At 44.9% G+C, this 26,266-nt stretch carries 30 protein-coding genes; 2 read left to right on the top strand and 28 right to left on the bottom strand.

Translation table 11 applies throughout. From position 1 onward, the window contains the following. Positions 1–205: 205 nt before the first annotated feature. From EST42_RS09200 to EST42_RS11215, 16 genes are all read right to left on the bottom strand, one after another. The gene (locus EST42_RS09200) at positions 206–415 is read right to left on the bottom strand and encodes a hypothetical protein (protein WP_134645148.1); all 210 of its coding nucleotides are present in this window, start codon (positions 413–415) and stop codon (positions 206–208) included. Continuing rightward, positions 412–1,989, bottom strand: coding sequence for a peptide chain release factor 3 (locus EST42_RS09195; protein WP_425335785.1), 1,578 nt, complete (start codon positions 1,987–1,989; stop codon positions 412–414). Before EST42_RS09195 ends, EST42_RS09200 begins: the two co-directional genes overlap by 4 nt. Before the next feature lie 130 nt (positions 1,990–2,119). Further along, on the bottom strand, positions 2,120–2,962 hold the full coding sequence (locus tag EST42_RS09190) for a hypothetical protein (protein ID WP_134645146.1): 843 nt from the start codon (positions 2,960–2,962) through the stop codon (positions 2,120–2,122). Between the two features lie 98 nt (positions 2,963–3,060). Further along, on the bottom strand, positions 3,061–3,612 hold the full coding sequence (gene ntdP, locus EST42_RS09185) for a nucleoside tri-diphosphate phosphatase (protein WP_010373437.1): 552 nt from the start codon (positions 3,610–3,612) through the stop codon (positions 3,061–3,063). A gap of 212 nt (positions 3,613–3,824) precedes the next feature. Continuing rightward, positions 3,825–3,977, bottom strand: a complete 153-nt coding sequence (locus tag EST42_RS11225) for a WxL protein host-binding domain-containing protein (RefSeq protein ID WP_245150456.1) — start codon at positions 3,975–3,977, stop codon at positions 3,825–3,827. Between the two features lie 51 nt (positions 3,978–4,028). Continuing rightward, complete coding sequence (locus EST42_RS11220) at positions 4,029–4,556, bottom strand: WxL protein peptidoglycan domain-containing protein (protein ID WP_245150454.1); 528 nt, start codon at positions 4,554–4,556, stop codon at positions 4,029–4,031. A 65-nt stretch (positions 4,557–4,621) separates the two neighbouring features. Next, entirely contained in the window at positions 4,622–5,428 is an 807-nt protein-coding gene (locus EST42_RS09175; RefSeq protein WP_134645145.1) for a RecX family transcriptional regulator, read from the bottom strand. 96 nt (positions 5,429–5,524) lie between these two features. After that, positions 5,525–6,199: a phosphate signaling complex protein PhoU gene (gene phoU, locus EST42_RS09170; protein WP_134645144.1), complete on the bottom strand. Its 675-nt coding sequence runs from the start codon at positions 6,197–6,199 to the stop codon at positions 5,525–5,527. Positions 6,200–6,246: 47 nt separating this feature from the next. Next, complete coding sequence (gene pstB, locus EST42_RS09165; RefSeq protein WP_010373426.1) at positions 6,247–7,005, bottom strand: phosphate ABC transporter ATP-binding protein PstB; 759 nt, start codon at positions 7,003–7,005, stop codon at positions 6,247–6,249. 15 nt (positions 7,006–7,020) lie between these two features. Continuing rightward, complete coding sequence (gene pstB, locus EST42_RS09160) at positions 7,021–7,845, bottom strand: phosphate ABC transporter ATP-binding protein PstB (protein WP_134645143.1); 825 nt, start codon at positions 7,843–7,845, stop codon at positions 7,021–7,023. A gap of 17 nt (positions 7,846–7,862) precedes the next feature. Beyond that, entirely contained in the window at positions 7,863–8,753 is an 891-nt protein-coding gene (gene pstA, locus EST42_RS09155; RefSeq protein WP_134645151.1) for a phosphate ABC transporter permease PstA, read from the bottom strand. Between the two features lie 4 nt (positions 8,754–8,757). After that, on the bottom strand, positions 8,758–9,675 hold the full coding sequence (pstC, locus tag EST42_RS09150; protein ID WP_134645142.1) for a phosphate ABC transporter permease subunit PstC: 918 nt from the start codon (positions 9,673–9,675) through the stop codon (positions 8,758–8,760). A 13-nt stretch (positions 9,676–9,688) separates the two neighbouring features. Next, positions 9,689–10,561 (bottom strand): phosphate ABC transporter substrate-binding protein PstS family protein, encoded by an 873-nt coding sequence (locus EST42_RS09145; protein WP_134645141.1) that lies wholly within the window; start codon positions 10,559–10,561, stop codon positions 9,689–9,691. A gap of 457 nt (positions 10,562–11,018) precedes the next feature. After that, the gene (locus EST42_RS09140; protein WP_134645140.1) at positions 11,019–12,215 is read right to left on the bottom strand and encodes a hypothetical protein; all 1,197 of its coding nucleotides are present in this window, start codon (positions 12,213–12,215) and stop codon (positions 11,019–11,021) included. 105 nt (positions 12,216–12,320) lie between these two features. After that, on the bottom strand, positions 12,321–13,094 hold the full coding sequence (locus EST42_RS09135; RefSeq protein WP_134645139.1) for a hypothetical protein: 774 nt from the start codon (positions 13,092–13,094) through the stop codon (positions 12,321–12,323). A gap of 96 nt (positions 13,095–13,190) precedes the next feature. Further along, positions 13,191–13,400 (bottom strand): hypothetical protein, encoded by a 210-nt coding sequence (locus tag EST42_RS11215; protein ID WP_245150453.1) that lies wholly within the window; start codon positions 13,398–13,400, stop codon positions 13,191–13,193. Between the two features lie 363 nt (positions 13,401–13,763). On the opposite strand from EST42_RS11215, the gene EST42_RS09125 reads away from it, so the two are divergent. Then, a complete protein-coding gene (locus EST42_RS09125; protein ID WP_134643756.1) occupies positions 13,764–15,032 on the top strand; it encodes an ISL3 family transposase in 1,269 nt (422 codons plus the stop codon). Positions 15,033–15,183: 151 nt separating this feature from the next. Here the strand turns inward: EST42_RS09125 and gpmA are convergent, their stop codons facing one another. The 8 genes from gpmA to ispE form a co-directional block, all read right to left on the bottom strand. Then, entirely contained in the window at positions 15,184–15,903 is a 720-nt protein-coding gene (gene gpmA / locus EST42_RS09120; RefSeq protein WP_134645138.1) for a 2,3-diphosphoglycerate-dependent phosphoglycerate mutase, read from the bottom strand. A 70-nt stretch (positions 15,904–15,973) separates the two neighbouring features. Continuing rightward, entirely contained in the window at positions 15,974–16,282 is a 309-nt protein-coding gene (locus tag EST42_RS09115; protein ID WP_134645137.1) for a coiled-coil domain-containing protein, read from the bottom strand. 144 nt (positions 16,283–16,426) lie between these two features. Next, positions 16,427–17,440: an NAD(P)/FAD-dependent oxidoreductase gene (locus tag EST42_RS09110; RefSeq protein WP_134645136.1), complete on the bottom strand. Its 1,014-nt coding sequence runs from the start codon at positions 17,438–17,440 to the stop codon at positions 16,427–16,429. A 114-nt stretch (positions 17,441–17,554) separates the two neighbouring features. Continuing rightward, positions 17,555–18,346 carry an SseB family protein gene (locus EST42_RS09105; RefSeq protein ID WP_134645135.1) on the bottom strand — a complete coding sequence of 264 codons (792 nt, stop codon included), beginning with the start codon at positions 18,344–18,346 and terminating at the stop codon, positions 17,555–17,557. A gap of 125 nt (positions 18,347–18,471) precedes the next feature. Next, on the bottom strand, positions 18,472–19,239 hold the full coding sequence (locus EST42_RS09100; RefSeq protein ID WP_134645134.1) for an SseB family protein: 768 nt from the start codon (positions 19,237–19,239) through the stop codon (positions 18,472–18,474). 73 nt (positions 19,240–19,312) lie between these two features. Next, positions 19,313–20,359, bottom strand: a complete 1,047-nt coding sequence (locus tag EST42_RS09095) for a BMP family lipoprotein (protein WP_134645133.1) — start codon at positions 20,357–20,359, stop codon at positions 19,313–19,315. Positions 20,360–20,583: 224 nt separating this feature from the next. Further along, positions 20,584–21,639: a BMP family lipoprotein gene (locus tag EST42_RS09090; RefSeq protein WP_134645132.1), complete on the bottom strand. Its 1,056-nt coding sequence runs from the start codon at positions 21,637–21,639 to the stop codon at positions 20,584–20,586. A gap of 247 nt (positions 21,640–21,886) precedes the next feature. Continuing rightward, positions 21,887–22,744 carry a 4-(cytidine 5'-diphospho)-2-C-methyl-D-erythritol kinase gene (gene ispE, locus EST42_RS09085; RefSeq protein WP_134645131.1) on the bottom strand — a complete coding sequence of 286 codons (858 nt, stop codon included), beginning with the start codon at positions 22,742–22,744 and terminating at the stop codon, positions 21,887–21,889. 144 nt (positions 22,745–22,888) lie between these two features. Between ispE and EST42_RS09080 the strand changes: the two genes are divergently transcribed. Beyond that, complete coding sequence (locus EST42_RS09080; protein ID WP_134645130.1) at positions 22,889–23,287, top strand: YbaN family protein; 399 nt, start codon at positions 22,889–22,891, stop codon at positions 23,285–23,287. Between the two features lie 38 nt (positions 23,288–23,325). On the opposite strand, the gene EST42_RS09075 is transcribed toward EST42_RS09080, so the two are convergent. From EST42_RS09075 to EST42_RS09060, 4 genes are read right to left on the bottom strand one after another with little or no spacing between them, the layout of a single operon-like run. Continuing rightward, positions 23,326–23,631 (bottom strand): hypothetical protein, encoded by a 306-nt coding sequence (locus EST42_RS09075; RefSeq protein ID WP_134645129.1) that lies wholly within the window; start codon positions 23,629–23,631, stop codon positions 23,326–23,328. After that, positions 23,618–23,905, bottom strand: a complete 288-nt coding sequence (locus EST42_RS09070; RefSeq protein WP_134645128.1) for a hypothetical protein — start codon at positions 23,903–23,905, stop codon at positions 23,618–23,620. The genes EST42_RS09075 and EST42_RS09070 overlap by 14 nt, the downstream gene beginning before the upstream one ends. Position 23,906: 1 nt before the next feature. Continuing rightward, positions 23,907–25,100 carry a VWA-like domain-containing protein gene (locus tag EST42_RS09065; RefSeq protein WP_134645127.1) on the bottom strand — a complete coding sequence of 398 codons (1,194 nt, stop codon included), beginning with the start codon at positions 25,098–25,100 and terminating at the stop codon, positions 23,907–23,909. Next, positions 25,081–26,256 carry an ATP-binding protein gene (locus tag EST42_RS09060; protein ID WP_134645126.1) on the bottom strand — a complete coding sequence of 392 codons (1,176 nt, stop codon included), beginning with the start codon at positions 26,254–26,256 and terminating at the stop codon, positions 25,081–25,083. Before EST42_RS09060 ends, EST42_RS09065 begins: the two co-directional genes overlap by 20 nt. Between the last annotated feature and the right edge of the window lie 10 nt (positions 26,257–26,266).

Raw genomic sequence — 26,266 nt, 5'->3', positions numbered from 1 at the left:
TCGCATCCGCACACAATTGGTTCACCCACGAATCATTCCCGCTTAAAAAGAAAAACCTGGATTGTGTAGGCAATTGGCCGTTGCCAATCACCCACACAATCCAGGTTATAAAAACTCAATAATCACCAATTTTAGTCAGAATTTTCTCCGACCAACACCATTTGACAAAGAGCCAAAAAAACGGTCATCACTGACCGTTTTTTCTTTAACTGAACATCAACGTTGAAATCCCCGCAACGAAGACGTATGTCATATATGCACCGAATACCCAGTGAAGCGCATTAAACAGTACTGGAAATGCCCGCAAAATGCGGTGCCCAACGAAATACAAAACCGTTGGTGCCACCATAATTAAGGAGAAAATTTCCAACCCCATTAGCCATGTATTTGGTGCCATTGGCATCAAAAAAATCATAGCTTTTTCTCCAAATCAACATCTGGATACTTGTCTTTAAACCAGCGTTCTGCGAATTGGTTTTCAAACAAGAATACCGGTTGCTCAGACCGATCACGTACCAACAAGTTACGTGATGAGGCCATGCGTGGATCTAATTGTTCAGGGTTAATCCAACGGGCAATCTTTGATCCCATTGGCTCCAATGAGACTTCGGTATTGTATTCATTTTCCATACGGAATTGGAACACTTCAAATTGCAACACACCCACAGCACCCAAAATATAATCGCCTGAATCCCAAGCAGTGTACATTTGGATTGTTCCTTCTTGCACCAATTGGGTCACACCCTTGTGGAATGACTTTTGCTTCAAGACATTCTTTGCGTGCACCCGCATGAATAATTCTGGCGTAAACGTTGGTAGCTCTTCAAATTCAACCGCCTTCTTACCGGCATAAATCGTGTCACCAATTTGGAAATTACCCGTATCATAAACACCGATAATATCACCTGGATAAGCATTTTCAACGTTTTCGCGAGTGTCTGCCATGAATTGGGTCACGTTCGACAAACGCAACTTCTTGTTAGTACGGGCCAAAGTGACATCCATACCACGTTCAAATTCACCAGATACAATACGCACAAAGGCAATACGGTCACGGTGATTTGGGTTCATATTGGCTTGAATCTTAAACACAAAGCCAGAAAATTGGGCTGTCGCTGGTTCAACTTCATCCCCACTCACCGTCTTCTTAGCAGAAGGCGCTGGCGCAAATTGCATGTATGTTTGCAAGAATGTCTCAATACCAAACCCTTGCAAGGCAGAACCGAAGAAGACTGGTGTCAATTCTCCGTTCATCACGGCTTGCTCATCGAACTGGTTACCGGCATCCTTCAACATTTCGATTTCATCGCGTGTTTCCGCCCACAATGAATTCTCCTGCAACTCGTTTGGTTCAGCCAAGTCCGTGCCTGCAGCGTTCAAGGGCAAGAAACGCTCTGCTTCAGACTCTGGACGGAAAACCTCGACATTGTTGTGGTACAAGTCAAACAAGCCCGCCAAAATTTGACCTGATCCAATTGGCCAGTTCATTGGATAAGCGTTGATTCCCAACGTCGATTCTAGCTCATCCACCAGGTCCAACGCATCACGACCATCGCGGTCTAACTTGTTGAAGAATGTGAAAATTGGAATGTGGCGTTCACTAACGATTTCAAACAACTTCTTCGTTTGTGGCTCGATACCCTTGGCTGAGTCGACCACCATGATAACTGAGTCAACCGCCATCAACGTACGGTACGTGTCTTCAGAAAAATCTTCGTGTCCTGGTGTATCCAGAATGTTGATACGCTTACCGTCAAAATCAAACTGCAAAACTGATGAAGTAACTGAGATACCACGTTTTTGCTCAATTTCCATCCAGTCAGATTTTGCGAAATTTCCCTTACGGCCCTTAACAGTTCCAGCTTCACGCACAACACCACCAAGCTTCAACAGTTGCTCCGTGATGGTCGTTTTACCGGCGTCAGGGTGGGAAATGATGGCAAACGTGCGGCGCGTTTGCAATTCCTCTTGTAATGATGCCATTTTTATCGACCTTAATTTCTTTACTTTATTTACCGATTTTTTGAAAAATCTTAATAATTTAGTATACCGAAAAAACGTCCGTGATTCAACACCACGACCGTTCCGTTTTTGACGTATTTAGTTGTCCGAAAGGTGCTTACCACTTGTGTTGCTTGGCAATATCTTCGAGCGTCATGCCACCATGTGAGTCAATCACCTGGTTCATCGCCGCTTGCAATTCCGAGGCTGGCAAATCTTGCACATTGTATCCCTTAGCAATCAACTCTGCTCGTGCTGCTGCGACATCAGCTGAATCCATCTGACGTTCTGATGATGAACCTGCCGGAACTGAACCTGCGTCTGAAGACGTCGTATCTGATGAATCACTAACAGAGCTCTCAGTTGTGCTGGCACTAGCTGCCTTGCTTGACTTGAACGCCCCGCTAATTGATTGTGAAGCCGATGAACGACTAACAGACGCCGCAACAGATGATGATAACTCCGCTGCTTTCCGTGATGAGGATGCTGCTTCACTTGCTGCCTTACTCTGCGAGGCGGCGACACTTGCAGAAGCTGCCTTAGAAGACGCAACAGACGCCGCCTTGCTTGATGACACCTTGGCCTCAGAAGACGCCCGGCTCGTCTTGACCTTACGAACAGCCACATCAATGTTCTCGTTCACTAAGTCCACCGCACCGTCAACGACTTTCGCAGTGTGGTACCAATCCAGGGCATCTTGCCAATCACCCTTATTGGCACCTTTATCTGCCCGAATAGCATAAACCAGTTGATCCAACGCTGTTCGCGCTTCAACTGACTTCTTTTCCTTTTGTGCTTCTTGGTAGTAGAACTTGGCATCTGACCAATTCTGCTTATTTAATGCATTGTGCGCATTTGTCATCGTTGCCTCATACCCTTGATTGTTGGTGACGTGGCGGTACCCGATAATACCACCAACAAACACGATAATTAGCAATAAGACTAACCCAAACTTTTTCATATTGTTTATCCCCTTAGAACATTTCCGTTTTTGATTATAAAGTAAAAGCAGCCAAAATGCGCTAACATTCTGGTTGCCTTTACAAAATCATATTGCGACTAACGATTATTACGACGCTTGATTTCCAAGTAGCGTCGATACCACAAGTCGATGTACTCATCAGAGAATGGGCCCTGGTGCTTATTGATCCAATCCACGAGAATTTTCACGTGCTCCTTTACGATAAAATCAATATCCGCCGGGTATTGCCACTGCGCTTTGTGTAGTTCGTACTCATCCGTATCCAACAGACGCTTCTCACCGTCTGGGAAAACCTTCACGTCTAAGTCGTAGTCTACGTATTTTAGGGCTTCTTTATCCAAAACAAATGGTGAAGCGAGGTTGCAGTAATATGACACCCCATTATCTCGTATCATCGCGACGATGTTAAACCAATACTTACGGTGAAAATACACAATAGCCGGCTCACGTGTCACCCATCGACGACCGTCATCTTCGGTCACCAATGTGTGATCGTTCAACCCAATAATTGCATTTTCACTGGTTTTAAGGACCATCGTATCACGCCAAGTTCGATGTAAACTGCCGTCGTGCTTGTAGCTCTTAATCGTAATAAAGTCGCCTTCCCTAGGTAGTCGACTATCTTTCATCTTTGAGCCCTTTTACGGCCTTTCACCAAATTTATTCTTTTTTATTGTATCACGTGACACGGTCCAACGCACTGTTGTCTTGGGATGCATCTCTTAACAATGCTTGTGGATCCCCCAAATTTTAATCATCACAGTGACGATGGCCACAACCAACACAAGCAATATCATCACCAGCACGGTATATAACCACGACCAAGTATTGACGTGACGCGTCATGAATTCATCGGCCATGTCATTTTTGAATAAGGGGCCATTGTCATGCCTGCCTGTTCGCGTTGCAAGACAATCTTGCCGTTCTTATCCACTACCTGCGCTGTAACTCGGAATTTATTTACGAAATTACCGTGCGGGTTGCGAACTAAAATACCCAGTGCTGGTTTTCCTTTAATGCGCTTAACCGCTGCTGAAGCGAATGCCTATTTTACCACGGGCAGGTCGTCTTTATTACGGACAAAGACGTCAATCGTTGTGATGCCTTGATCGTCACCACTTTGTGATTTTTTAGTTGCCACTTCGCCACGCGGGGAAATTTTAATGCCACCAGCTAGTAACCCTTGCCAAACCGTTTTAGACGTTACAAGTGTGACATTAAACCCTGTATTTGTAGACGCCTTGGCGGTCACAGTTGCCGGAATCCGCATGTCCTCACCGATTGGTTCGGGCAACGTTGCATCAAATGTCGTATCGTTCGCCGTGTAGTTGATGTTCCCATTTACCGTGGTTTTAGCCGTTCCTTTGGCAATATCAAATACGATATTTTTGTCCGTGTGATTTATAATCACACATGACATGTTCTGGGTTTGATTTGGCACCAGCACCATATCAAATGCTCCCGTGTGATTTCCTTTAATCTTCGTTGTCGGAATTAATGCATGGACTTCATAATCCGCGACATCTGCATGCACCTGGCTTTGTAAGCCAACCAATGCTACAACGAATACCAATGCTAACCCAAAAAACGCCCCGCCGACAAATCAGAGCGTTAGCTTTATATTCATTAATTTGTATATTATTGCATTTCCGTCTCGTTTTGCTTTATCCACTTATCCACAAGGGATAAGTCGTAACCTTTTCGAAACATCGCGGCTTTTACTCTTTTCTTAAATTCCCACCCCTCATACTGGCGGTAACGATTGGCAGCTGACGACGCATCCCGCTCTAAGTTCTCCCACTCCTGGTCTGTGTCGGTTTCATTCTCTGCTTCATAACGCTTCAGCGCTGCCACAACAAGTTTACTATCATAACCCAGTTGAGCCAGTTTTTGTTTGGTTTTCTGCTCCGCCATAAAGTGCGCCTGTCGAGCGTACTTCTGCATAAGTTTTTCGACTTTTTCATCAAGTTGCACGGCTTGGTCTTCTTCGTCATATTCCACCAAAGCATCTTCAACTAGATACTTATCGACCCCAAGTTGTTGCAGCTTCGTCCTAACACCGCGTGGTCCCAATTTACCCGAGTGAATCGCACTACGGACATACTCTTCAGCAAAGCGAGCATCATCAATCACATTTGCTGCCTCTAACCGGTCAATCACATGCGCAATCACGATGCCTGGAAATTCGTTTTCCTTTAGCTTGATAATAACTTGCATTTTTGAACGCATTCGACCAGTTGCATAGACAAGCGCCTTCGTATAGGCTTTCTGTTCAAATTCCGCATCTTCAATTTTCTTGAGATCTTCATCAGACAGCTCAGTATCTTTGAACAAGTTATATTTAATCAGGATTTTTTCATCAACCGCCCACGCAAACTCATCATCCAAATAGATATTATAACGCCCTGGTTTCCGTTGCCGGGTGACCTTCGTGACTTTTTTCATGCCATCCTCCTGTTAAACTAATTTCGCCAACATTAAGTTTAACCTAAAATCACAAAAAGAGCCAATGCTTGTGCGTTGGCTCTTTTAATTTATCGCTTAAATAAATGATGAAATTCCTGGGTTCAATTCAACAATCTTACCCGTGCGCTTGTAGATAATCCACTCCGCAATGTCTGTCACGTAGTCTGACGTACGCTTCAAGTAACCAGCAACCACCAAATAATCCGTTGAGGCCGTCACCAATTCTGGGTCTGACTTCATGGCTTCGATTGCCATTTCACGAATCTCACCAGTAACATGTGATACCGACGTTGCCACTTCAGCAATCGCTTCAGCAGAAGCCGCATCGTCATTCACGTAGTAATCCAACACATCCGACACCATCTTGGCTACTGTTGAACCAGTCATACCGACCTTTTCTTCAATTGCCGCCACACGCTTGTTACCCTTCACGTGAATTGTTGAAAGTGCAATGTTTCGTGCATTGTCACCAATTCGCTCCAAAACTGAAACAGCCTTTAAGACCGTTACAATTTCACGCAAATCAGTCGTTACTGGTTGGTACAAGGCAATCATTTCGAAAGTCTTCTTTTCCAAAGCAATTTCGCGTTGGTTGATAGCCTTGTCACCATCGATAATTTCTTGTGCCGTGGCACGGTCGTGGTCCAAGAAAGCTTGTACCGCGCGACCCAACGTCTCAGATACCAGCAGTCCCATTTCCTTAAAAGACGTATCCAAATCAGCTAGTTCTTCATCAAAATATTGACGCATTTGATAATTCCCCGTTTCTGTTAATTGTTTGTTTAGTATAGCACAGGCTATCCGAAGCGACCTGAGATATAATCTTGGGTCTCCTTCTTGTCTGGATCCAAGAACATCTTCTTTGTGTCATTCGCTTCAATCAAGTCACCGTTCATAAAGAAGGCCGTTCGATCAGAAATACGTGATGCTTGCGCCATTGAATGCGTTACAATAATCATCGTTAACTTATCACGCAATTGCATCAATGTGTTTTCAACCGCGTGGGCTGACACTGGGTCCAGCGCGGCCGTTGGTTCATCCAACAACAAGATTTCTGGTGATGTGGCCAAAGCGCGTGCGATTGACACACGTTGTTGTTGTCCACCTGACAACGACAAGGCTGACTTGTGCAAATCATCCTTCACTTCATTCCAGATAGCTGCTTGCTTCAATGATGTCTCAACCATTTCATCCAATACAGCTTTATTCTTCTCACCAGAGATGCGCATCCCAAAGGCCACGTTATCGTAGATTGAGAATGGGAATGGGTTCGGTTGTTGGAACACCATGCCAATATCCTTACGCAATTCAACCGTGTCGGTAGATGGCGCGTAGATATCTTGCCCCTTGAACAGGAACGTGCCGTTAACCGTCACGTTATCTGTCAAATCGTGCATACGGTTCAAAGCACGTAGGTACGTTGACTTACCTGAACCAGATGGTCCAATCAACGCCGTAATACCGAACTTATCATAGTCCAAATTGATGCCGTGCAACGCTTCTTTTTCACCGTAGTAGAGACGCACGTTTTCAGTTGTCAAAATTTTTTCTGCCATTTGATAATGCCTCTCTTAACCAAAGTTCCCGTTCACATAATCAATCGTCAATTGTACCTTTGGGCGTGTGAAAATCTTACGTGTTAAATCGTATTCGACCAACTTACCGCTATTAAAGAACGCTGTATAGTCAGAAATACGTGCTGCTTGTTGCATGTTGTGCGTCACGATAATAATCGTGTACTTTTCCTTCAATTGCATCAATGTATCTTCAATCTTCGCTGAAGAAATCGGATCCAACGCTGATGATGGTTCATCCATCAACAAAATATCAGGATTCATGGCAATCGCGCGGGCAATAACCAAACGCTGTTGTTGCCCACCTGACAATGACACGGCTGACTTACCCAAGTCGTCCTTCACTTCATCCCACAAAGCAGCTTGACGCAATGACGTTTCAACAATTTCGTCCAATTGTTGCTTGTCACGCATGCCGTGTTGCTTCAACGCGAACGTGATGTTATCTGAGATTGACTTTGCGAATGGATTTGGCCGTTGGAAAACCATGCCGATGTGCTTACGCATCTCATAGACATCGATACCTTTTGAGTTGATATCCAAGCCACGGTACATAATGTTTCCCTTAACCGTCGCCACTGAGTCATTCATGCGGTTCAACGAACGCAGGAACGTTGACTTACCTGAACCAGATGCCCCAATCAATGAGGTAATCTTGTAGCGTTCAAACTTCAAATCGGCATCTTGCAAGGCCAACTTGTCGCCGTAGAACACTTGCAAGTCCTTTGTTGACAAAGCAACCTCGTGCTTCGCTTCGTCCATATCATAGACGTAGCGCTCTGGTTGTTCCTCGTCAAAAATTAAATGTTGCTCTTCAGCCATGACAAATGTCCTCTTTCTTACTTCGTTGCCGTCAAACGCTTGAACAAAACTCCACTCAAGTAACGAGCAAAGAAGTTGAACAACAAGACAGCGATGATCAAAACGGCAGATGAGCCAGCGGATACGTCAGCCGCATCAGGCATGATGCCTTCTGAATTAACCTTCCAAATGTGCACCGCCAACGTTTCGGCGGGACGCATAATGTTCAATGGAGATGAAACGTTGAATGGGTTCCAATCCGTAAAGTCCAAAGCTGGTGCTGATTGTCCAGCTGTGTAAATCAATGCGGCGGCTTCACCGAACACACGACCTGCTGACAAAACCACACCGGTCACGATCGATGGCAAGGCAGCTGGCAAAATAATGTGACCAACAGTCTCCCAACGAGACAAACCGAGGGCCGCACCGGCTTCACGTTGCAAATCAGGAATCGTTCGCAATGACTCTTCAACGGAACGTGTTAGCAATGGTAGGTTGAAGAACGTTAGTGAAATCGCACCTGACAAAATTGAGAAGCCAAGTTTGAATTGCACAACGAACAACAAGAAACCAAACAACCCCACAACCACAGAAGGAAGTGATGACAAAATTTCAATGGCCGTGCGAATCAAAGCGGTTGCACGACTCTTCTTGTTAGCATACTCATTCAAATAAATTCCAGCACCCAATGCAATTGGGAATGAAATTAACATCGTAATAACCAACAAGTATAGCGAATTAAATAGTTGGATACCGATACCACCACCGGCAGTAAAGGCTGTCGCAGGCGCCGTCAAAAAGTGCCATGACAAATGTGGTACACCTTGGTACAAAATATAACCAAGCAGTGCTGCCAAAATCAAAATTACAAAGCCTGCAATTGCGTAAAGAACGACACTTGCAATTTTATCGACTTGCTTTGGGTTCAACATCTTACATGACTCCCTTCTTAGCAATTGCACGGATAACTGAGTTGAAGACCAACGACATCAACAACAAGATCAATGCCAAACTCCACAACGCGTTATTTTCGAGTGATCCCATAACCGTGTTTCCAATTCCTTGCGTCAAGACTGACGTCAATGTGGCGGCTGGTGATGTCAAATTCTGTGGCATCAACGCCGCATTACCGACAACCATTTGAACAGCCAAGGCTTCACCAAAGGCGCGGGCCATGCCGAAGACTACGGCTGTCAAAATACCAGGCGTTGCTGCACGCAAGATTACCTTGTAAATCATTTGCCAGCGGGTTGCGCCTAGGGCCAATGATGACTCGCGGTAGTGACGTGGTACTGATTTCAACGTATCAACCGTCATTGATGTGACCGTTGGCAAAATCATGACGAACAACACCATGGCCCCGGCCAAAATCCCGAACCCAGAACCGCCAAACAAATGACGCATCACTGGTACGATGACTGACAAACCAATAAATCCATAAACAACGGATGGAATACCAACCAACAATTCCGTCACAGGTCCCAAAATTTTCGCACCACGCTTGGGTGATATTTCAGTCATAAAGACGGCGGTTCCAATGGCAAATGGTGTGGCAATTAAAGCCGAAATCAACGTAACCAAAAATGAACCAACAATCATCGGTGCAGCACCGACGAATGGGTGACCGTTGGCATCCTTTTGACCAGGTGCCCACTTAGTGCCTGTTAGAAAATCCCATAGGTTAACTTTATTTGCAAAAAACGTTGCCAAACCTTTTGAAGCAACAAACCAGAAAATTGATAATACAACCACAACAATCAATAGCAAAGCTGCTAGTGAAATATAACGTCCAAAACGATCCTTGCGGGTTGCGGCTGATTGTTTCAATAGTGATTCACGGATGTTATCCATGTGCCCACACTCCTTAATTTTCAGATGTAATCTTTCCGTTCACGTCACGTGAAATTTCCATATCGTGAATGGCAATGTAGCCCAATTGTGGAACTAGTGTCGTTTGAATGTGCTTTGAATCGATGAAATTCAAGAACGCTTGGACATCCTTAGTTGGCTTGCCCTTTGTGTAGACGTGTTCGTATGACCAGATTGGCCACTTGCCGTCCTTCACGTTGTCATCATCAGCCTTCACACCATTCAAGGTTGGCACTGAAACTGTCTTATCCAAGTAGGCGAACGCCGCGTATGAAACGGCACCCGGCGTCGTTGAAACAATCGAACGTACCATTCCTGATGAATCTTGTTCTTGCGCGTCAGCTGACTCTGCCCCCTTCAAGCCCCACTTTTCAAATGTTGCGCGGGTTCCTGAACCTGACACACGATTTACCAAAACGATTGGCAAATCAGCACCACCGACCTCTTTCCAATTTGTAACCTTCTTCGTGAAAATCGCAATTAATTGGTCTTGCGTTAGATTTTTAATATTGGCTTGCTTATTAACCATTGGCGCGATCCCAACAACCGCTACCTTGTGGTCAACCAATTGATTGGCTTTGATACCGTCTTTTTCTTCGGCAAACATATCTGAATTACCTAGGTCGACGGCTCCTTGCTGAACCTGTGCCAAACCGGTGCCTGTTCCACCACCTTGCACGTTAACGAACACGCCCATGTTCTTCGCAGCATAATCTTCTCCAGCTGCTTCAACTAGCGGTTGCAACGCGGTTGATCCGACGGCGGTGATATTCACACTGCCGTTTTTCTCTCGCGTTGTGTATCCCAAAGCTAATAGGCCGCCTACAACCACGACGATTGCGGCACTTATCAACCAACTGCGCTTCATAATGAACGCCTCCTAATATTCTTCTGCTACTGTAAACCATTATCTCTAACTTTTGTAAATGTCACACTGCAGTCTTGTAAAGGTTTTCGTTACATATCGTATATAGTTATTATTCTACCCTACTGTTAACTGGATTTCGCGGTTTCGACTACTATTTTTATAACTTTTTTGCGTCGTGATTGCGCACGAGGCATGGTTGTGGGGGAGTGGCTTCGACAAAAATGACAGGAAGGAAACTTCGCCGGCGCGAGCACCGGCTAACTCCCAAATAATTGGGCTAAGGGGGTCGGGTTCCTAGTACATTATTTAACCGGCGGTCGGCCGAACTTGTGAGTTCTCTATCTGTTATCGCTACGCCACTCCCCCACAACCATGACGGCAGCCAAGATATTCTCTGTTAGTTTGAAATCATTAATAGACCAAAAAGCCAGGCGCTTTTTTTGCACCTGGCTTTTAATTATCGCGTGATAATTGTTGTTAGGCGTTGCCTTGGACACTTAATACATTCGTTGCCACTTTGGACGCAAAGTGGTGCGTTTGGCCGGATACGGAGTCGCGTGCTATCAGCCAAACACCGGATGTTTAAGTGTTCATTTTGCAGTGTCCAGGCAATTGTGCCGACTGCTGGTAGTTTTGGCTGGCATGTTAAACAGAGTTCACCATTAATGACGCAACCACCGGTTAGCCAACTTAAGAAGCCGGTTAAACGTTCTTCTAAATCCGTTTCGTTAGTTAAATTATGCAAACGCCCTGTTAAGTCGGTTGCTGGTTGTACTAACAATTCATAAAGTTTTTGCTCCCCTAATTGCAACCGAGTACGATACAGTGCCCAGCGGATGTTTCGTTGCCAATTATGATCCGCACTAATTTGTACATCTGTGCGCGCCCAAAAGGTTTGCCAGCGGGCTCGCTTTTGGAGCGCGACTTGTTCAAACGACAGTCCTGTTCGTCCATCTAGATAGTAACTGATTTTCAGCGGACGTTCTGGTGTTACTTGTTGCGAGATAACTAGTCGACCATGCGCCCGTGACAAACGTCCGGTCGTCACAATGTCATCAATTAACGCCAGTGGGAGTGTGACAACAACATGATGATTACCAGCAATCGTTAAACGCTTCGCGACATCACTATTATCTTCGAACTCGCGTACCGTGCTAATTTGCACATCCAAATAATCGTGATGCCGCATTTCGTAGGCAAAATTCGTCAGCTGACATCCCCACCGCATATCCTCGACCGTCAACCACGGATTATTATCCTGCGGCACAATTGGCAACCGCTCCCCATCAATCATCAGCGACCAATCTGGTAGCACGTTTGGCGCAACAGCTGGTGCAATTGCATTACTTGTCCGTCGGGTCCACAGCACCGTCTCATGGAGTTGTCCATTATCTAGACCGCGCACCGCAATATTTAAATTACAGCGGACAATCCAAGCGTGTACCCAAATCTCCGTGACGATTTTCCAACGCATTGGACACGTTTGTTGCAGACCATCGTTTACCAAATTAATCCGATCAACTCCTGTAATTTCTTGCAGCGTCGCCGTCACCATATGGTACATTCCTAACACGCTTTGATTGTCCCAGGCCAATTTATCGTGGCGCCCAATCAGCACTTCATCAGCCGTGAACCGAACTGTCATACTTTTCATTACTCAATCACCCAAATTTACGCTTCCCAATTAAAATTCCCATACAAAAAAATCCCCCCTAACCGCAAATTATACGGAAGTGGGGGATTTTGTCTAGGCAAGGTGTTAACTGTTAACAGCTGAAATAGTTAACCACTTATCACCATTAATGCGGGCTTGGAATTCCTTTTTGCGACGCCAGAACGCTGCCAAAAGTCCAAACATACCAGCAACCATCAAGCTAGCAATGATAATGCCAATATAGTTTTCTGAGGTATTTTCAGTCATGTTGATTGAAGCCTTGTTAACCTTAGCCTCATTCAACATATCGTGAATACGATCTGCATCAGTCTTTGGTGTATCGGCAGTTGTTGCAATAACTCGATTATTAATCTTGGCAACACTTGCCCCGTTATTCAACGCAACGGTTACCTTGTTACCACGCGTTTCCGCTTGCTTAGCAGTCGTCATCGTCGCCACATCTTGCACCGCCTTTGCCACAACAGTCCCCTTAGCGTCTGACGTCTTTCTTGCCGCCACAGCAGTCGTGCGAGACATATTAACACTATCGTGATGTTCAGCCACAGTTGCCACTGGCTCCTTGGTAGCCGGTACGTTTGTGTTCACAATTGTCTCACCTTGGTGACCGTCAACAACCCCTTGGTGCATTGCATTCAACTCCGCCAAACGGTTTTGCACCGCCGTCAAAGCTGTACTTAAGTCTGAAACAGTTGTATCAGTCTGATTAGCTAGGTCTTTCAAGTCCGTTACCATTTGGATCAAGTCACCAGCATTGTTTTGCAAGTTTGCTGGTACCTTGATGGCATTAGCTTGGTCGACAACCGAACGCAACGTTGCTTGCGCATTTGCAACCGCCGTTGCCAAACTTGTGGCTAACATTTACATCAGCTGTGGCGTTTGTTCCTTGGAAATATGAGATACCGCCATAAAACAATTCCAAGCGCGTTCCCTGTGCTGCAAACAGTCCAACAGTCATCAAGAGAGCGCGCCCGCCTTATTCTTAACATTGGGGGTTAGGGCCTTCCAATAGATTCCGTTATCGTCCGTCACTTCTGGCAACGTGGTATTCACCAAATTATTTGCCGTATCCAAATCATCTGTAAATTGAATGCCACGTGCAGCCAACGCGTCCTGATCTGCGGAGCGCTTGTTCAATGACGGCGTGTAAATCGTCTTAATTACCACATTTTCATTTTCCATTAAGTATGGCAAGCGATAACGATTTGCACTGTTCCCAACAGCCTACCAAGGCCATCACTAATTTATCTGACATGTTTATTACTCCCCGAATCAATGGATTTATTCATTTATTAACAAGGATAGTTGTACGCGGTTGCAAATAAATAAGCAATCAAATTCACAGAATGTTCAAACTATTATCTTTAGGATGCCATTGGCCAGGTCTTTAGGTTCTATTCTTTTTGGCGTTGGTGGTTAATCGCCAACGCTTTTTTGCATTTATCAATCATTCTCAGAACAACAATAAAAACACCAATAGCTCGGTGTATCCTAAAGTCGTCTAAGACCAAAATACAAGGAGAGCTATTGATGTCTTTAAATGATTCTATCCTACGTAGCGTCGGATTAACAGACCCAAATTTCGAATTTTTAATGGATGATAACGGTGAATTCAACCACATCTCATATCGTGGAAAAGATAATCATAAAACTATCGTTTATGAAGCTGCACTACACGGTGATATGGATCGATGCACGTTGTGTGGCCAAGAGAGTATATTAACCAAAAATGGTTTCAGCAAACCCACCGAAGTAAAGCTACCCGCAACTAACGGTTTCGACAACCGCCTACGCCTGCGTAAGCAGCGCTATTACTGCCATGAGTGCAACGCTTCCGTAGTTGTGTCATCACCCGATTTAGAAGAAGCCCGAAACATCTCTAAACCCCTACGCCTTCAAGTTATTCGACTGGCTATGGAGGATATTTCAGAGAAAGTTATCGGTTTTATTTTGCGTCTTTCACACTCAACAGTTCACCGTGTTATCAACGACGAACTCCAGGATTATCGTTATGACTACAGTCATTTACCAGCAGTTCTAAGCTTCGATGAAATTCGAATTAGCAGATCATACGCTTTCGTGTATGCATCACCTGACAACTTTATGGAGATATTGCCAAGTCGTGATTTAAACACAATCCGAAGTTATTTCTATGGCTTCTCTTTGAAGCAACGCCAGGCAGTCACGCACGTCGTCATGGACATGAACGCTAGCTACGCTACCCTCGTGCCGGAACTATTTCCTAATGCCCAAATTGTCATTGATCGATTCCATATCGTTCAACTAATGACCCGTGCCATCAACACTATTCGCACAGGCATTCAGCATCTACTTGATAAGCACTCTCGTGAATACAAAATAATGAAAAACGGCTGGCGCCTTTTCCTCAAAAAATACAGCAACTTAGAAACTACCCATCGTAAATATATGCGAGGCTTGAACGAATATATCACGGAAGAAGAAGCTCTCACGCTAGTGTTCAAATCATTTCCGGTTCTCGAGGCGGCTTATTTAGTGTACCAAGAAGCTTTAGAAGCAATGGACAAGCGTAGCCCCGAGCTAATTCATGCATTGATCAGCACTTACAAACCGGTGGGTTCCGCCATGGACGTGACCATCGGTACTTTTAAGCGCAATTTAAAAGGCATCCTCGAAAGTCTTCGTTGCCCATGGTCAAACGGTAAAATCGAAGGCATCAACCGTCGCCTTAAGCAAATAGCTCGTACCGCATACGGTTATCAAAACCTCGGTAATTACATGCGACGCATCCGTATCCAAATGAAGTATGGAAAATTCTAAAAAAAGTGGTGACAACATTTCTGTCATCACCACTTTTTGCGACTCTTCAAATCGCGTTAATTTTCAAATTCATTGTCGACCAACGCTATTTGGCATAGAGCCAAAAAGACGCCGTCAACATCACTGTCGATAGCGTCTTTTCAATTACTTATTAAGCTTCTGGCTTCAAAACCTTCTTTGAAACAACTGACAAGTTATCTGCCAAGTCGTATACCAAAGGCTCACCGTTAGCGATTTCAACACCCAAGATATCGTCATCTGAGATACCTTCGATGTGCTTTACCAAGGCACGCAATGAGTTACCGTGGGCGGCAATCACAACGTTCTTACCTGCTGCCAAATCCTTTGAGATGTTTGACTCCCAGAATGGCAATACACGTTCCAAAGTAACCTTCAAGTTTTCGCCGAATGGCAATTCACCTTCAGGTACATCAGCGTAACGACGGTCGAAGGCTGGGTATTCCTTACCCAAAACTTCAACAGTCTCCGTTTGCTCTTCTAGCAATGGAGGTAAAACGTCGTATGAACGACGCCATTGCAAAACTTGCTCGTCGCCCCACTTTTCAGCGGCGTCGGCCTTGTTCAAACCTTGCAAAGCACCGTAGTGACGCTCGTTCAAACGCCATGACTTCATTTCAGGAATCCACAATTGACCAGCTTCTTCCAAAGCGTAGTGCAATGTCGTGATCGCACGCGTCAAAACTGACGTGTATGCTTGGTCAAATTGGATGCCTTCCTTAGCCAACAATTCACCTGCAGTACGAGCTTGGGCAATACCCTTGTCGCTCAACTTCGTGTCTACCCAACCATTGAACAAGTTCAATGCGTTCCATTCACTTTGACCGTGACGGATCAAAACCAACTTTGCCATTGGTGATACCTCTTTTGTATTAGAATATTTCGTTACTATTGTAACAAAGTTTCAGCATAATTAGTAGTGATTAATTAGTCTCCACCATAATTTTGTACATCATAAACAGAATTGGTACTGCATAAAACGTTGCGACCCACATCATGACCTTATTCGCCTTTTCAAAGTTGCGTGCTATGTTATCCATACGCACGTTAAGCGCCTTCATGTCTCCGCGTATTTCAGCGCGGAACTCAGTAAACTCATTCCGCAACTCACGAACATCATCTTGTAGTTCACACACATCGACCTGTAGCTCACGAACATCCGAGCGTAGTGCCTCAAAATCCCCATCCCGAAACGCTTGAAACTCTATTTTTGTCACATACTTTTCATCCATTTTGATTCCTCCGTTAATTGGTTAGCATTGGTACCATTTCCTCTAATACGACAACAGAGGTACCGCATAGTTGCGATACCTCTGTTAAAAATCGTTTTAATTGTTAAATCCAATATAACGGATTATCGATTAACAAACAAGCTTTTAACGCTTGATTTCACCATTCTCAATAACCAATCCTGATGAGTGAACAGGGCCTTGGCGATCTGGGTAAATACGCTTGATAATACTGTTCACAGCCGTTGGCACTTCACCAAAACCAGTCGCAATCAATTCTGCTTTACCAAGGTATTCAGCCACATCACCGACCGCAAACAAACCCGGCACCGTCGTTTCCATCTCTTGGCTAACCGTGAACTTCTGGCGTTCTACTTCTGGTTGGACGGTCCAGCCAGCAACAATCTTGTTCTCTGATGTAAAGCCGTAGTTGACCATCAAGTCATCGACATTCAAAACCTTCTTTTCATCTTCGCGGACCTTAGCCAAAGTCACATTCAATGAACCATCTTCAACCTTTTCAACCGTTTCAATGTTATATGGTGTCTCAATAGCAACGCATGACTTTTGCAACTCAGATACAGCGTGCTCCATCGCACGGAACTTATCACGGCGGTGCGTCAAGTGAACCTCGGCTGCAACTGTATCCAACAACGTTGACATATCAACAGCTGAATCTCCACCACCAGCAACCAACACACGGTGATCACGGAAGTCTTCAACGTCGTTCAAGAAGTAGTGGATGCCTTGCCCTTCAAGGCCATTTTCGACGGCTTCTGGCAAACGACGTGGCTCAAAGGCGCCCTTACCCGTTGCAACTATCACAGACTTCGTGTGGAATGATCCCTTATCAGTCGTAATATCAAATCCAGTCCCAATTGGCTGAACATCGATAACCGTTGTATCAAGGTACAAATCTTGTGGGAATTGACGCATTTGCTTATCCAATTCCTTGATAATTTCAGCACCGGTCGTGTTCACATATCCAGCGATATCCAAAATCGTCTTTTGTGGGTAAAGGTTAGCAACTTGGCCACCAACACTCTCCAAACTTTCGATAACTGTGACATTCAATTCACGCAAACCAGCGTAAAAGGCGGCAAACATCCCTACTGGTCCCGCACCAATAATTGTTAAATCTGTATCTTTAAATTCAGTCATGATTGTTTCCGTTCCGTTTCTATCGGTTTCATTATTTTTCTTAATTACGAGTGTTATTATACGCCAACAAAAAATCCCCTGCACGGTATCAAGGAACCAGCAGGGGTATTTAAGTTACAAATTACGGTCGTACAAACTCGTGAATTCCGACAAATCCACATCAAAATCAGCTGCCGCGACAATATCAACCGCACTGCCTTCTTCGCCCGCCTTCTCTTCGAACGCCTTAGCAAAACGTGGGTATAGTTCTTGGAATGCATCCTTGTCAGGACCATCCACGACCAACAAATAATTAGCTGCGTTTGTCGCTCCATTCGTCAACCACAACAAGTGCATGTGTTCTACTGCACCCATGGCGTCATCCGCTATACCAATCAATTCGTAACGCAATGGCGTTGGAATGATTTCTTCAGCAGATGCAATTTGCATCTCGGCATCGCCATCCCCTTCTTGTGCTGCCACCATGCCGGCAATGTAAGCCAAGTTATCACGTGTGATTGGCATGCCATTTGTGAACGGGTTCAAGGCCAAGCCTTCAATATTTTCTGAATCATCATTTTGCAACAATGGCAAGTAATCAGCCAGTGACATCGCCCAAGGGTGTAACGGATCTTCTGAGTCAATTGGACCGGCATTGAAAGCATCCAAATCCGTAAAGATTGGGAATACTGAATGGCCGTTTTCCATCTCAAACGTCAACAAGCGCATCTCTGAGCCTTCTGGAATCTCAACGTCACCGTCTTCCTTAATAATTGGTGCTTCAGTGAAGTTAACCGGCGCAATAAAAACTGCCTCTACAAGCCCTTGAACAAATGCTTGTTCATTAGCTGGATTTTGTTCTTCGCGGAAAGCTTCCAACGTAGCTAAAAGCTCGTCGTTACGCAATACTTCTTCTTGGTTATCCATTGTCGTACTACCCCTGCTAGTTCTCGTTATTTGTTACTTAGTATAACGGAAATTCACCCCTTTGTCAGTGAAATCCGACGGCTAACGAAAAACCGCATCTACTTGAGATGCGGTTTTTGTATCAATTAGTTAGCCTTGTTGTAAATTGGCGTAAAGGCGGCTGCACGTGGGTAACCAATTTCCTCAATGCTCAACACATTTGAAAACGCTGGGGCATTGTTAATCGTTGCAAATGCAAAGAATTGTGCCTTAGCTTCTTCTGGATCACCTTCAGTGTGGATCACGTAAATCAATGTACGTTCTGGTGCACGAACCAAATCGATTGCCCATACCGTGTTCATCTCTGGCATGTTTTCTGGCAATTGCTCAGCCAACTTTGCCGCAAAGTCTGATTGGTCATCAACTGGCTCTTCCAGCGTGATTGGGTCTTGTTCGCGCATTTGCGTCAACGTTGCCATCACATAGTTCATGTTGTCTTGGTTCATCACAACATTTTGCCCAAATGCATTAATTACCAAACCAGTATCTGGGTTAGCTGACATCAAAGCTGCATAAGTTTCCAATGAAACCGTCAAGGCCACAACACCTTCAACATCTGTTGACCACTTGTTGTACTCTCCAGTGCTCGTAAATACTGGGAAGAACACTTCTTCCCTTTGGTTTTGGATAACTTGGTAGTTCAATTGTGCAGCTACTTCAGAATCAATTGAGAAAGTACCATCCCCATTATCAGTCAATTCCGCATCAACTTGAACTGGCGCAAGCAATTGCGCAGCGCCCAGCATCGCAATGAAATCATGCTCTGTTTCAGGGTTTACATCTTTCTCGTAAGCATCAAGCGTTGCTTCAAGATCTTCATTTTGTAGTGGACGGTTGAAAATCACATCTGCCATGTTCAAATTCCTCATTCGTTTATTTTTAGTTAGTATAACCCAACCCTAAATAAATGTGGTGGAAAAAGGGTTACTACTTAGACGACACTTTAACATCCCCCGCGACAATCGCCTTTTGCGCCTTTTGCACCGCTTGCCAAGCGCCATCAGACATTTGGCCGCGGGTCACCGCAACCCCCTTGTTTTTCAAACCATAGACTAGGTGTTGACCACCCGGGAACTTATCAGATGCGGCGCGTTCAGTGACATCCTTGACCGCTGTACCAACGCCCTTCGTTGCCGATGTTAATGTAAAGTTGCTCTTACCATCAGTTGCTTGATAAGCCCCATCGGCTGCTTGATCTACATCAACCCCCACAACCCAAACTTTGCGGGCCTTTGTTTGCTTCTCGTTCAAATCCTTTGCTTCAGTGAACACCCCAGCCCCGGCACCACCTGCCGCTTGATAAATTACGTCTGAGCCATTTTGGTACATTGAAGCGGCAATCGTTTTGGCCTTACCAGCATCAGCAAAATCACCAACATACTGCACATCGACCTTAATATCAGGATTAACAGACTTGGCCCCGGCAATAAAACCTGTCTCAAATGTCTTAACAACGGCGGATGCCATCCCGCCGACAAAACCAAGTTGATTTGTTTTAGTTGTCTTCGCAGCCGCAACACCGGCTAAGTAAGAAGACTGTTCAGTGTGGAACGTAACCGAGACAATATTTTGGCGTTTCTTAGCAATGTCATCAATAATCATGAAGTTATTTTTAGGATATTTTTTGGCAGCTGCATTAATCGCAGGCGTCTTAGGGAACCCAATCCCATAAATATTTTGGTAACCATTAGCCACGGCTTGATTGATATTTGTTTCAAAATCGGCAGATGTCTTTGCTTGGAAATAAGTGTAACCACCCTTACCTTGCTTCACATCATTTGCCTTAGCCCAACTCGTTAGCCCTTGCCAAGCCGATTGTTGGAACGACTTATCATCAATACCTGCCGCATCCGTAATCAATGCCACAGAAGCTTTACTAGTTGCCGCATCACTTTTATTTGCGCTCGCATAGAATCCAATTGCAACTGCTGCAACTACAACAACACCCGTACCCAAAACAACCTTACGATTCATAACTAACCCCTATTTTGTAAAATAAATTAATTTAAAGTTCGTGTTTTGCGTTAATTAAACGTTTTAATTAACCAACCTCACAATGATAACCCGAACAAAACGTTTTGTAAACACAATCATTCGTTTTTAAACAATAAAGTTCAGGACAAAACATAACAAACAGCACAAAACACGAACAAAAAGCACTCATCACGCTTTATGATGAATGCTTTTCGAACTTTAAATTACTTCACAGGTACTTCTACCTTACCGTCGATGATTTGCTTCTTAGCCGCTTGAACAGCATCCCAAGTTACTGCCGACATGTGTCCACGAGTCACGGCAACACCCTTATCTTCCAGCCCATAAACTAAGTGCTCATCTCCAGGAAACTTATCCTTAGCTGCCTCTTCAGTGACATCAACAACAGCCTTGCCGACCTTCTTTACTGATGACGTCAACGTAAAGTTTGACTTGCCATCCTTAGCCATGTAAGCACCGTCTGCGTTTTGATCACGGTCAACACCGATAACCCAAACCTTATCAGCCGCCTTCTTTTCACTGTTCAAATCCTTAGCTTCTGTGAAGACACCGGCACCAGCTCCACCAGCCGCTGCGAAAATAACATCAGCGCCGTTTTGGTACATTGATGCGGCAATCGTCTTACCCTTACCGGCATCAGTAAAGCTACCAACGTATTGCGCATCGACCTGAATGTCCGGGTTAACTGACTTCGCTCCAGCCGTAAAACCAGCTTCGAAAGTCTTCACTACGGCTGACTCCATGCCACCGACGAAGCCCAACTTATTCGTCTTAGTTGTCTTGGCGGCTGCAACACCAGCCAAGTATGATGACTGTTCAGACTTAAACGTTACTGACACCACATTCTTTTGCGTCTTCGCAACATCATCGACAATCATGTAGTTTGTCTTGGGGTGCTTCTTAGCTTCCTCATTAATGGTTGACGTCAATTGGAAGCCAATCCCATAAATATTTTTGAATCCGGCTGCTACCGCTTGATCGTAGTTCGTCTTGAAGTCAGCGTTCGTCTTTGACTGGTAGTATGTGTAACCACCCTTCCCCTGCTTAACGCCGTTCTCCTTACCCCACTTTTTCAAGCCTTCCCAAGCTGATTGTTGGAAAGACTTGTCATCGACACCCCCACCATCAGTTACCAAAGCCACTGATGTCTTGGCGGATTCGCCTGAAGCTGACTTGTTTCCAGATAGAGCGGCATAGGCGCCACCAGCAATAACCAGCACCGCAGCACCGGCAAGCAACATCTTTACGTTTGAAGCCATGTTTATTATTCCCCTTTATGAATAAAACCCTATAATTTTTGATAACTTTGTCATCTGTGTGAATAATATAACTGACTTTCGCGACTTTGTAAACCTCTTTGTTCGTGTTTTACCCAAAATAGCGAATTCACTTTTTATAATGTTCATTTTTAAATGGTTAAACGTTTAAATATTGAATATTCGTTCGTCAAATAAATGTTTAACGAGAACAAAAAGAAGCAATCATATCTGACCGCTTCTCAATGACTTAATTTACAAGTCGCACCATATACGTTTCGGGAACAAAACCACGTACGGCATTGTAAATCCGCTTTGCACGCGACGCTTTATCGGTAATTGCGAAAACGGTCGGCCCAGTACCTGACATTTGAACCGCTTCAGCCCCAAATTTAAGCATTTTTTCTTTTAATTTGATAATTTCCGGATACTTCGAGGCAGTAACCGGTTCAAGCACATTGAACATGTTATGAAAAGCCGTCTTAAAGTCACCAGCTTCAACTGCTGCCATTAAGCCACCCATATCTCCATGCACCAAACTATCATAATCAATCATTTTCAAAATTTTCGGTGTTGAAACACTTACAGCAGGCTTCGAAACCACTAGCCAAAGTGGTGGTAATTTTTGCGCCAGCGGATCGACCACTTCACCACGGCCGGTCACCCGGGCAGGGCGAGAGTAGACACAAAAGGGCACATCGGCATCAATCTTCAAGCCAATGTCAGCCAACTGGGCTTCTGTTAAGTCCAGTTGCCAAATTTTATTGAGTCCCCTTAAGACAGCAGCTGCATCTGAAGAGCCACCGCCCATTCCTGCCGCAACCGGTATATGCTTATCGATATGAATTTCCACCCCGTCCGCAACATCTGCGCGCTGTCGCATCAATTCTGCCGCTTGATAGGCCAGGTTTTTCTCATTCAACGGCAACAAGCCACTTGTCGAATCGACGATGATATTCGTATGCGCCGTAGTCGTCCTGATTGTCACCGTATCGGCCAAATCAATTGCGACCATCAACATGTCCCACTCTTGTTCACCGTCTGCGTGGGCAAACGGGGTATCAAGGCTAATATTGAGCTTTGCGTAGGCACGTTCCAATATCTCCATGGTCATGGCATCCTTTCGAGTCTTTTGTTTCATTATAGCAACTTTATAAGGGTTTGCGAAATTCTACCGTATCGGTTATGTTTCCCTTTTGTCGGACTGTTATCCTTGCTATACTGAAACTACTATCCAAAAGGACAACGATTTATGCGCTATTTATATATATTGGCCGGTCTAATTACCTTTGGTATCGGAACCGTCACAATTTGGGTGCCCGGGATACCAACCACCCCATTCTACTTACTAACCGCCTTCTTTTGGGGTCGTTCATCAGAGCGACTACACAGCTGGCTGATTAACAATAAACACTATCAGACGTACATTCATGAAGGTATCTATCAACGCAAACTCTCACAACGAGGGCGCATTGTGATTTACTTGGTGACCGCTGCGATGATGAGCATTCCGTTATTTACATCCGGTAAACTATGGCTCCAAATCACCTTGGTTCTTGCCTCATTGTCACAGATTATTTCCATGGAAGGCTTCTACCGTGGTTGGTGGATGAACAACTGGTTCCTTGTGAAAGAGGACGACGAAGCTTAAAAAGCCGTGTCACTACGACACGGCTTTTTAAGTTAGCATCACATATCAAAACGACTCTTCAAACTGGTCACCACATCAGGTGTCAACCGCATACTATTCTGTTGGATAAACTGTTGTAGATCCGTAAACGTGTCAAACCGCTGTCTAACTGGTTGTACCAAGTCAGCTTGCAACAATGCTTCCGCAAACTGGACATCAGCCATATTAATTGTTGTCATCCCCCAGGGTTGTGATAACAATAAATCTTCCCAAGCCCCCTTAATTAAAGCCTCCGCCCGTTCATAACGGCGATCCTTATTAATAAATGATCGTAAATCAATTGGGTTCAAATCAGTTTCGGCCATCAGTCCACTCCTTTATCCAAACAACAGCCTCATCGCTTAGCCATTGTTGATTTGTTTCGAAAAATTCTGCTGACGTATCGCGCAATGCCGCTTCCACAACCAAATCAGCATCAAGCAAAGCGGTTGCGAATTGTGCATCATCAAGTGCAATTGTCGTTGGTGAAATCGGATGACCGATGACAAACCGATTCCACTCGTTCCATAATAGTGCTACTGCACGTTCGTATTGTGGTGCTCGTAAAATGACAGCACGCAACATTAATGGATCTAACACACTAGTCCTCCCACTTTGTTAATCGCACGACCTGACCGAACGGTTCGGTCAATGATAAGTCCACGCCCTCGGGCAGTACCCAGACCAAACGGCGATACTTCGGTTGTACCATATCATGTTCGCCATCACCGTCCGTAAATATTACGACAACCGTACTTTCAGGACGATAAAGATCTTGCTGTAGTTGTTCAAATATCGGCGCAAATGCAGTGCCACCACCCGCACGGCGTTGACCCTTGGCCAGCCATTGTTTATCAATTGGTGTTGCAACTGTATCAAAGGCATAAAAATGGACACTCGCCGCCAATTGCTTCTGCATTTGAGCAACTTCAGCCATAAAACGCATCGCCGTCTCGTCTGAAATTGATGCTGAATTATCAATAAATACAACGACATTTGTTTGCGTGGCATCAATTTTTCCGGCCAGTTCCATCCGATATGGTTGACGACGATTAAATCGCGCGCGGCTATCTTGTTTATCTGCCGGCACATTACTAATAGCCTCCCGCAATAAGCCTCGCCAATTACGCCGTGGTGCTAATAGTTGTTCGATTTGCCGTTCAACTTCGCCTGACATCGTCCCACGACCAGCCACCAAGGCATCATGATTAGCATCTGCAACTACATTCCGCAAAGCAGATTCTGCTTCTTCGCCAGCTTCAGCCCCGGTTGACCATCCCTTATGATCATCACCTGGCAACTGCGAACTTGCGCCTTCATTATCGATTGTATCCATCAACGGATGCAACAAATTGTAGTAGGTACTTGAATCTGAATATTCCGGCAGTTGCAAGTCAATCATATCTGTCACCTCTTGCAAGGTATGCGCCCCCGGGAACCCGCCACGGATATATTGGTTAACCGCTAAGTCAGTTGCTAGACCAACCATTTTGGCTTCAGCTGCATTCTCATTCATTTTATCTGCATAACGAATTGGGTGTTCCCACACCATGTGTAACACCTGATGCGTGAGGGCGCCCTTTACTTCGGCAACCGTATGATAAACTTCTTCAAATAAAATCGGATTAATTCGCAATTCCCAAAATGGTGCCTGCCATGACAAACCCATCGTGCCCCCAACTGTTTCATCATAGATCCGATTTAATCGCAAAACGACTTCACCATAAAATCGGCTTTCGTCAAGCAATTTCATTGTGGCTTTCTGAACCAATCCATCAATCTTCTGATAAGTCATAGGCCGCAACCTTCGTAATCAATTGATACAACGCCTTAGCTGATTCATCATCTGCGCCATAAAGTTTTTCTAAGACATCACCAGCAGCCACTTGCTTCACAATCGCATACTGACCATCCTTGGCTGTTGCCGTTAAAATTTGTGCGAATCGCCCGGCATTATCTGGCTGGGCGACATCAATTGCGACCAAAGTTGACTTAAGCAAGGCCAACTTTTGAACTTCTGGTAAACCTTGGTACGTTTGCATCACCTTTTCGGGCACTACCGGACCCAAAGGTTGACTCACAAAAATATCCATTGGCGTCAGTGTTTCTTGATTAGTTTGCTTGAATTGCACAAAACGTTGTGCGGCAACTTCACCCAAATCACCCGCGACCAAATCAAAAACTAAAGCTCGTTGCGTCTCATCCGGCAATACCAGCAACTCAAACAAATTATCCGAGACACGCTGCCAAGCACGAGGGGTTGGATTCAAATCGTCTCCTCGGTCAACAGGATACAATTGGGTCGCATCCTCTTGAAGATAACGTTGTATCAAATCATGAATATGTGGGCGTTGCTTTTGTGCATCTTCTTCAGCAGCCCAGGCAAGCCAACCGGCTACATCAACCTTCATCACCAATCGCACCGTACGATCCTTGATAGCTGCATCACCAGCAACAACCCCATAATCTGCATTTTCAAATCCAGTCATCGTTTCATCAGGGTTTTCAGCAATTACCAACTTCACTTCTTCAGGCAACACCAACGAATTGATTTGCCGTTGCAACACTAGATTCATTAATTCACTTTGCACTGCTTGTGACCCACGATTAAATTCATCCAAGAACCACAAAATAGGGCGACCTGGTTGCGCTTGTGCGGTTTCAATAATTTCAATCAATGTGTGAGTGTAGCCATACTGCACATCGGCTAACGAACCATACTTTTCTGTTTCGACATAAGCCTCGCTTGTCAAAGGTGGTACAGGAATTGCCAAGTCACCTTTTTCTGACAATGACACAACCGTCGTAAACAAAGTTGCCCCCATTTGACGGGCCACTTCAGCAACTAAGGCTGACTTACCAATTCCTGCTTCACCGACAATATTTGGAACGTTACCACCCCGCAATACCACAGGTACTGCCGTTAATAACTCTTTAAATGATAATGCCATTTGTGTCACC

It is taken from the genome of Weissella cibaria, from assembly GCF_004521965.1.
Classification (GTDB): Bacteria; Bacillota; Bacilli; order Lactobacillales; family Lactobacillaceae; genus Weissella; species Weissella cibaria_A.
This window is presented reverse-complemented; position numbering and strand designations above follow the sequence as displayed.

Excerpts from the sequence above, each read along its gene's own strand:
- EST42_RS09200 (WP_134645148.1), bottom strand. The coding sequence starts at position 415 with ATGATTTTTTTGATGCCAATGGCACCAAATACATGGCTAATGGGGTTG.
- EST42_RS09190 (WP_134645146.1), bottom strand. The coding sequence starts at position 2,962 with ATGAAAAAGTTTGGGTTAGTCTTATTGCTAATTATCGTGTTTGTTGGT.
- ntdP (WP_010373437.1), bottom strand. The coding sequence starts at position 3,612 with ATGAAAGATAGTCGACTACCTAGGGAAGGCGACTTTATTACGATTAAG.
- EST42_RS09175 (WP_134645145.1), bottom strand. The coding sequence starts at position 5,428 with ATGAAAAAAGTCACGAAGGTCACCCGGCAACGGAAACCAGGGCGTTAT.
- phoU (WP_134645144.1), bottom strand. The coding sequence starts at position 6,199 with ATGCGTCAATATTTTGATGAAGAACTAGCTGATTTGGATACGTCTTTT.
- pstB (WP_010373426.1), bottom strand. The coding sequence starts at position 7,005 with ATGGCAGAAAAAATTTTGACAACTGAAAACGTGCGTCTCTACTACGGT.
- pstB (WP_134645143.1), bottom strand. The coding sequence starts at position 7,845 with ATGGCTGAAGAGCAACATTTAATTTTTGACGAGGAACAACCAGAGCGC.
- pstC (WP_134645142.1), bottom strand. The coding sequence starts at position 9,675 with ATGGATAACATCCGTGAATCACTATTGAAACAATCAGCCGCAACCCGC.
- EST42_RS09145 (WP_134645141.1), bottom strand. The coding sequence starts at position 10,561 with ATGAAGCGCAGTTGGTTGATAAGTGCCGCAATCGTCGTGGTTGTAGGC.
- EST42_RS09140 (WP_134645140.1), bottom strand. The coding sequence starts at position 12,215 with ATGAAAAGTATGACAGTTCGGTTCACGGCTGATGAAGTGCTGATTGGG.
- EST42_RS09135 (WP_134645139.1), bottom strand. The coding sequence starts at position 13,094 with ATGTTAGCCACAAGTTTGGCAACGGCGGTTGCAAATGCGCAAGCAACG.
- EST42_RS09125 (WP_134643756.1), top strand. The coding sequence starts at position 13,764 with ATGTCTTTAAATGATTCTATCCTACGTAGCGTCGGATTAACAGACCCA.
- gpmA (WP_134645138.1), bottom strand. The coding sequence starts at position 15,903 with ATGGCAAAGTTGGTTTTGATCCGTCACGGTCAAAGTGAATGGAACGCA.
- EST42_RS09115 (WP_134645137.1), bottom strand. The coding sequence starts at position 16,282 with ATGGATGAAAAGTATGTGACAAAAATAGAGTTTCAAGCGTTTCGGGAT.
- EST42_RS09110 (WP_134645136.1), bottom strand. The coding sequence starts at position 17,440 with ATGACTGAATTTAAAGATACAGATTTAACAATTATTGGTGCGGGACCA.
- EST42_RS09105 (WP_134645135.1), bottom strand. The coding sequence starts at position 18,346 with ATGGATAACCAAGAAGAAGTATTGCGTAACGACGAGCTTTTAGCTACG.
- EST42_RS09100 (WP_134645134.1), bottom strand. The coding sequence starts at position 19,239 with ATGGCAGATGTGATTTTCAACCGTCCACTACAAAATGAAGATCTTGAA.
- EST42_RS09095 (WP_134645133.1), bottom strand. The coding sequence starts at position 20,359 with ATGAATCGTAAGGTTGTTTTGGGTACGGGTGTTGTTGTAGTTGCAGCA.
- EST42_RS09090 (WP_134645132.1), bottom strand. The coding sequence starts at position 21,639 with ATGGCTTCAAACGTAAAGATGTTGCTTGCCGGTGCTGCGGTGCTGGTT.
- ispE (WP_134645131.1), bottom strand. The coding sequence starts at position 22,744 with ATGGAGATATTGGAACGTGCCTACGCAAAGCTCAATATTAGCCTTGAT.
- EST42_RS09080 (WP_134645130.1), top strand. The coding sequence starts at position 22,889 with ATGCGCTATTTATATATATTGGCCGGTCTAATTACCTTTGGTATCGGA.
- EST42_RS09075 (WP_134645129.1), bottom strand. The coding sequence starts at position 23,631 with ATGGCCGAAACTGATTTGAACCCAATTGATTTACGATCATTTATTAAT.
- EST42_RS09065 (WP_134645127.1), bottom strand. The coding sequence starts at position 25,100 with ATGACTTATCAGAAGATTGATGGATTGGTTCAGAAAGCCACAATGAAA.
- EST42_RS09060 (WP_134645126.1), bottom strand. The coding sequence starts at position 26,256 with ATGGCATTATCATTTAAAGAGTTATTAACGGCAGTACCTGTGGTATTG.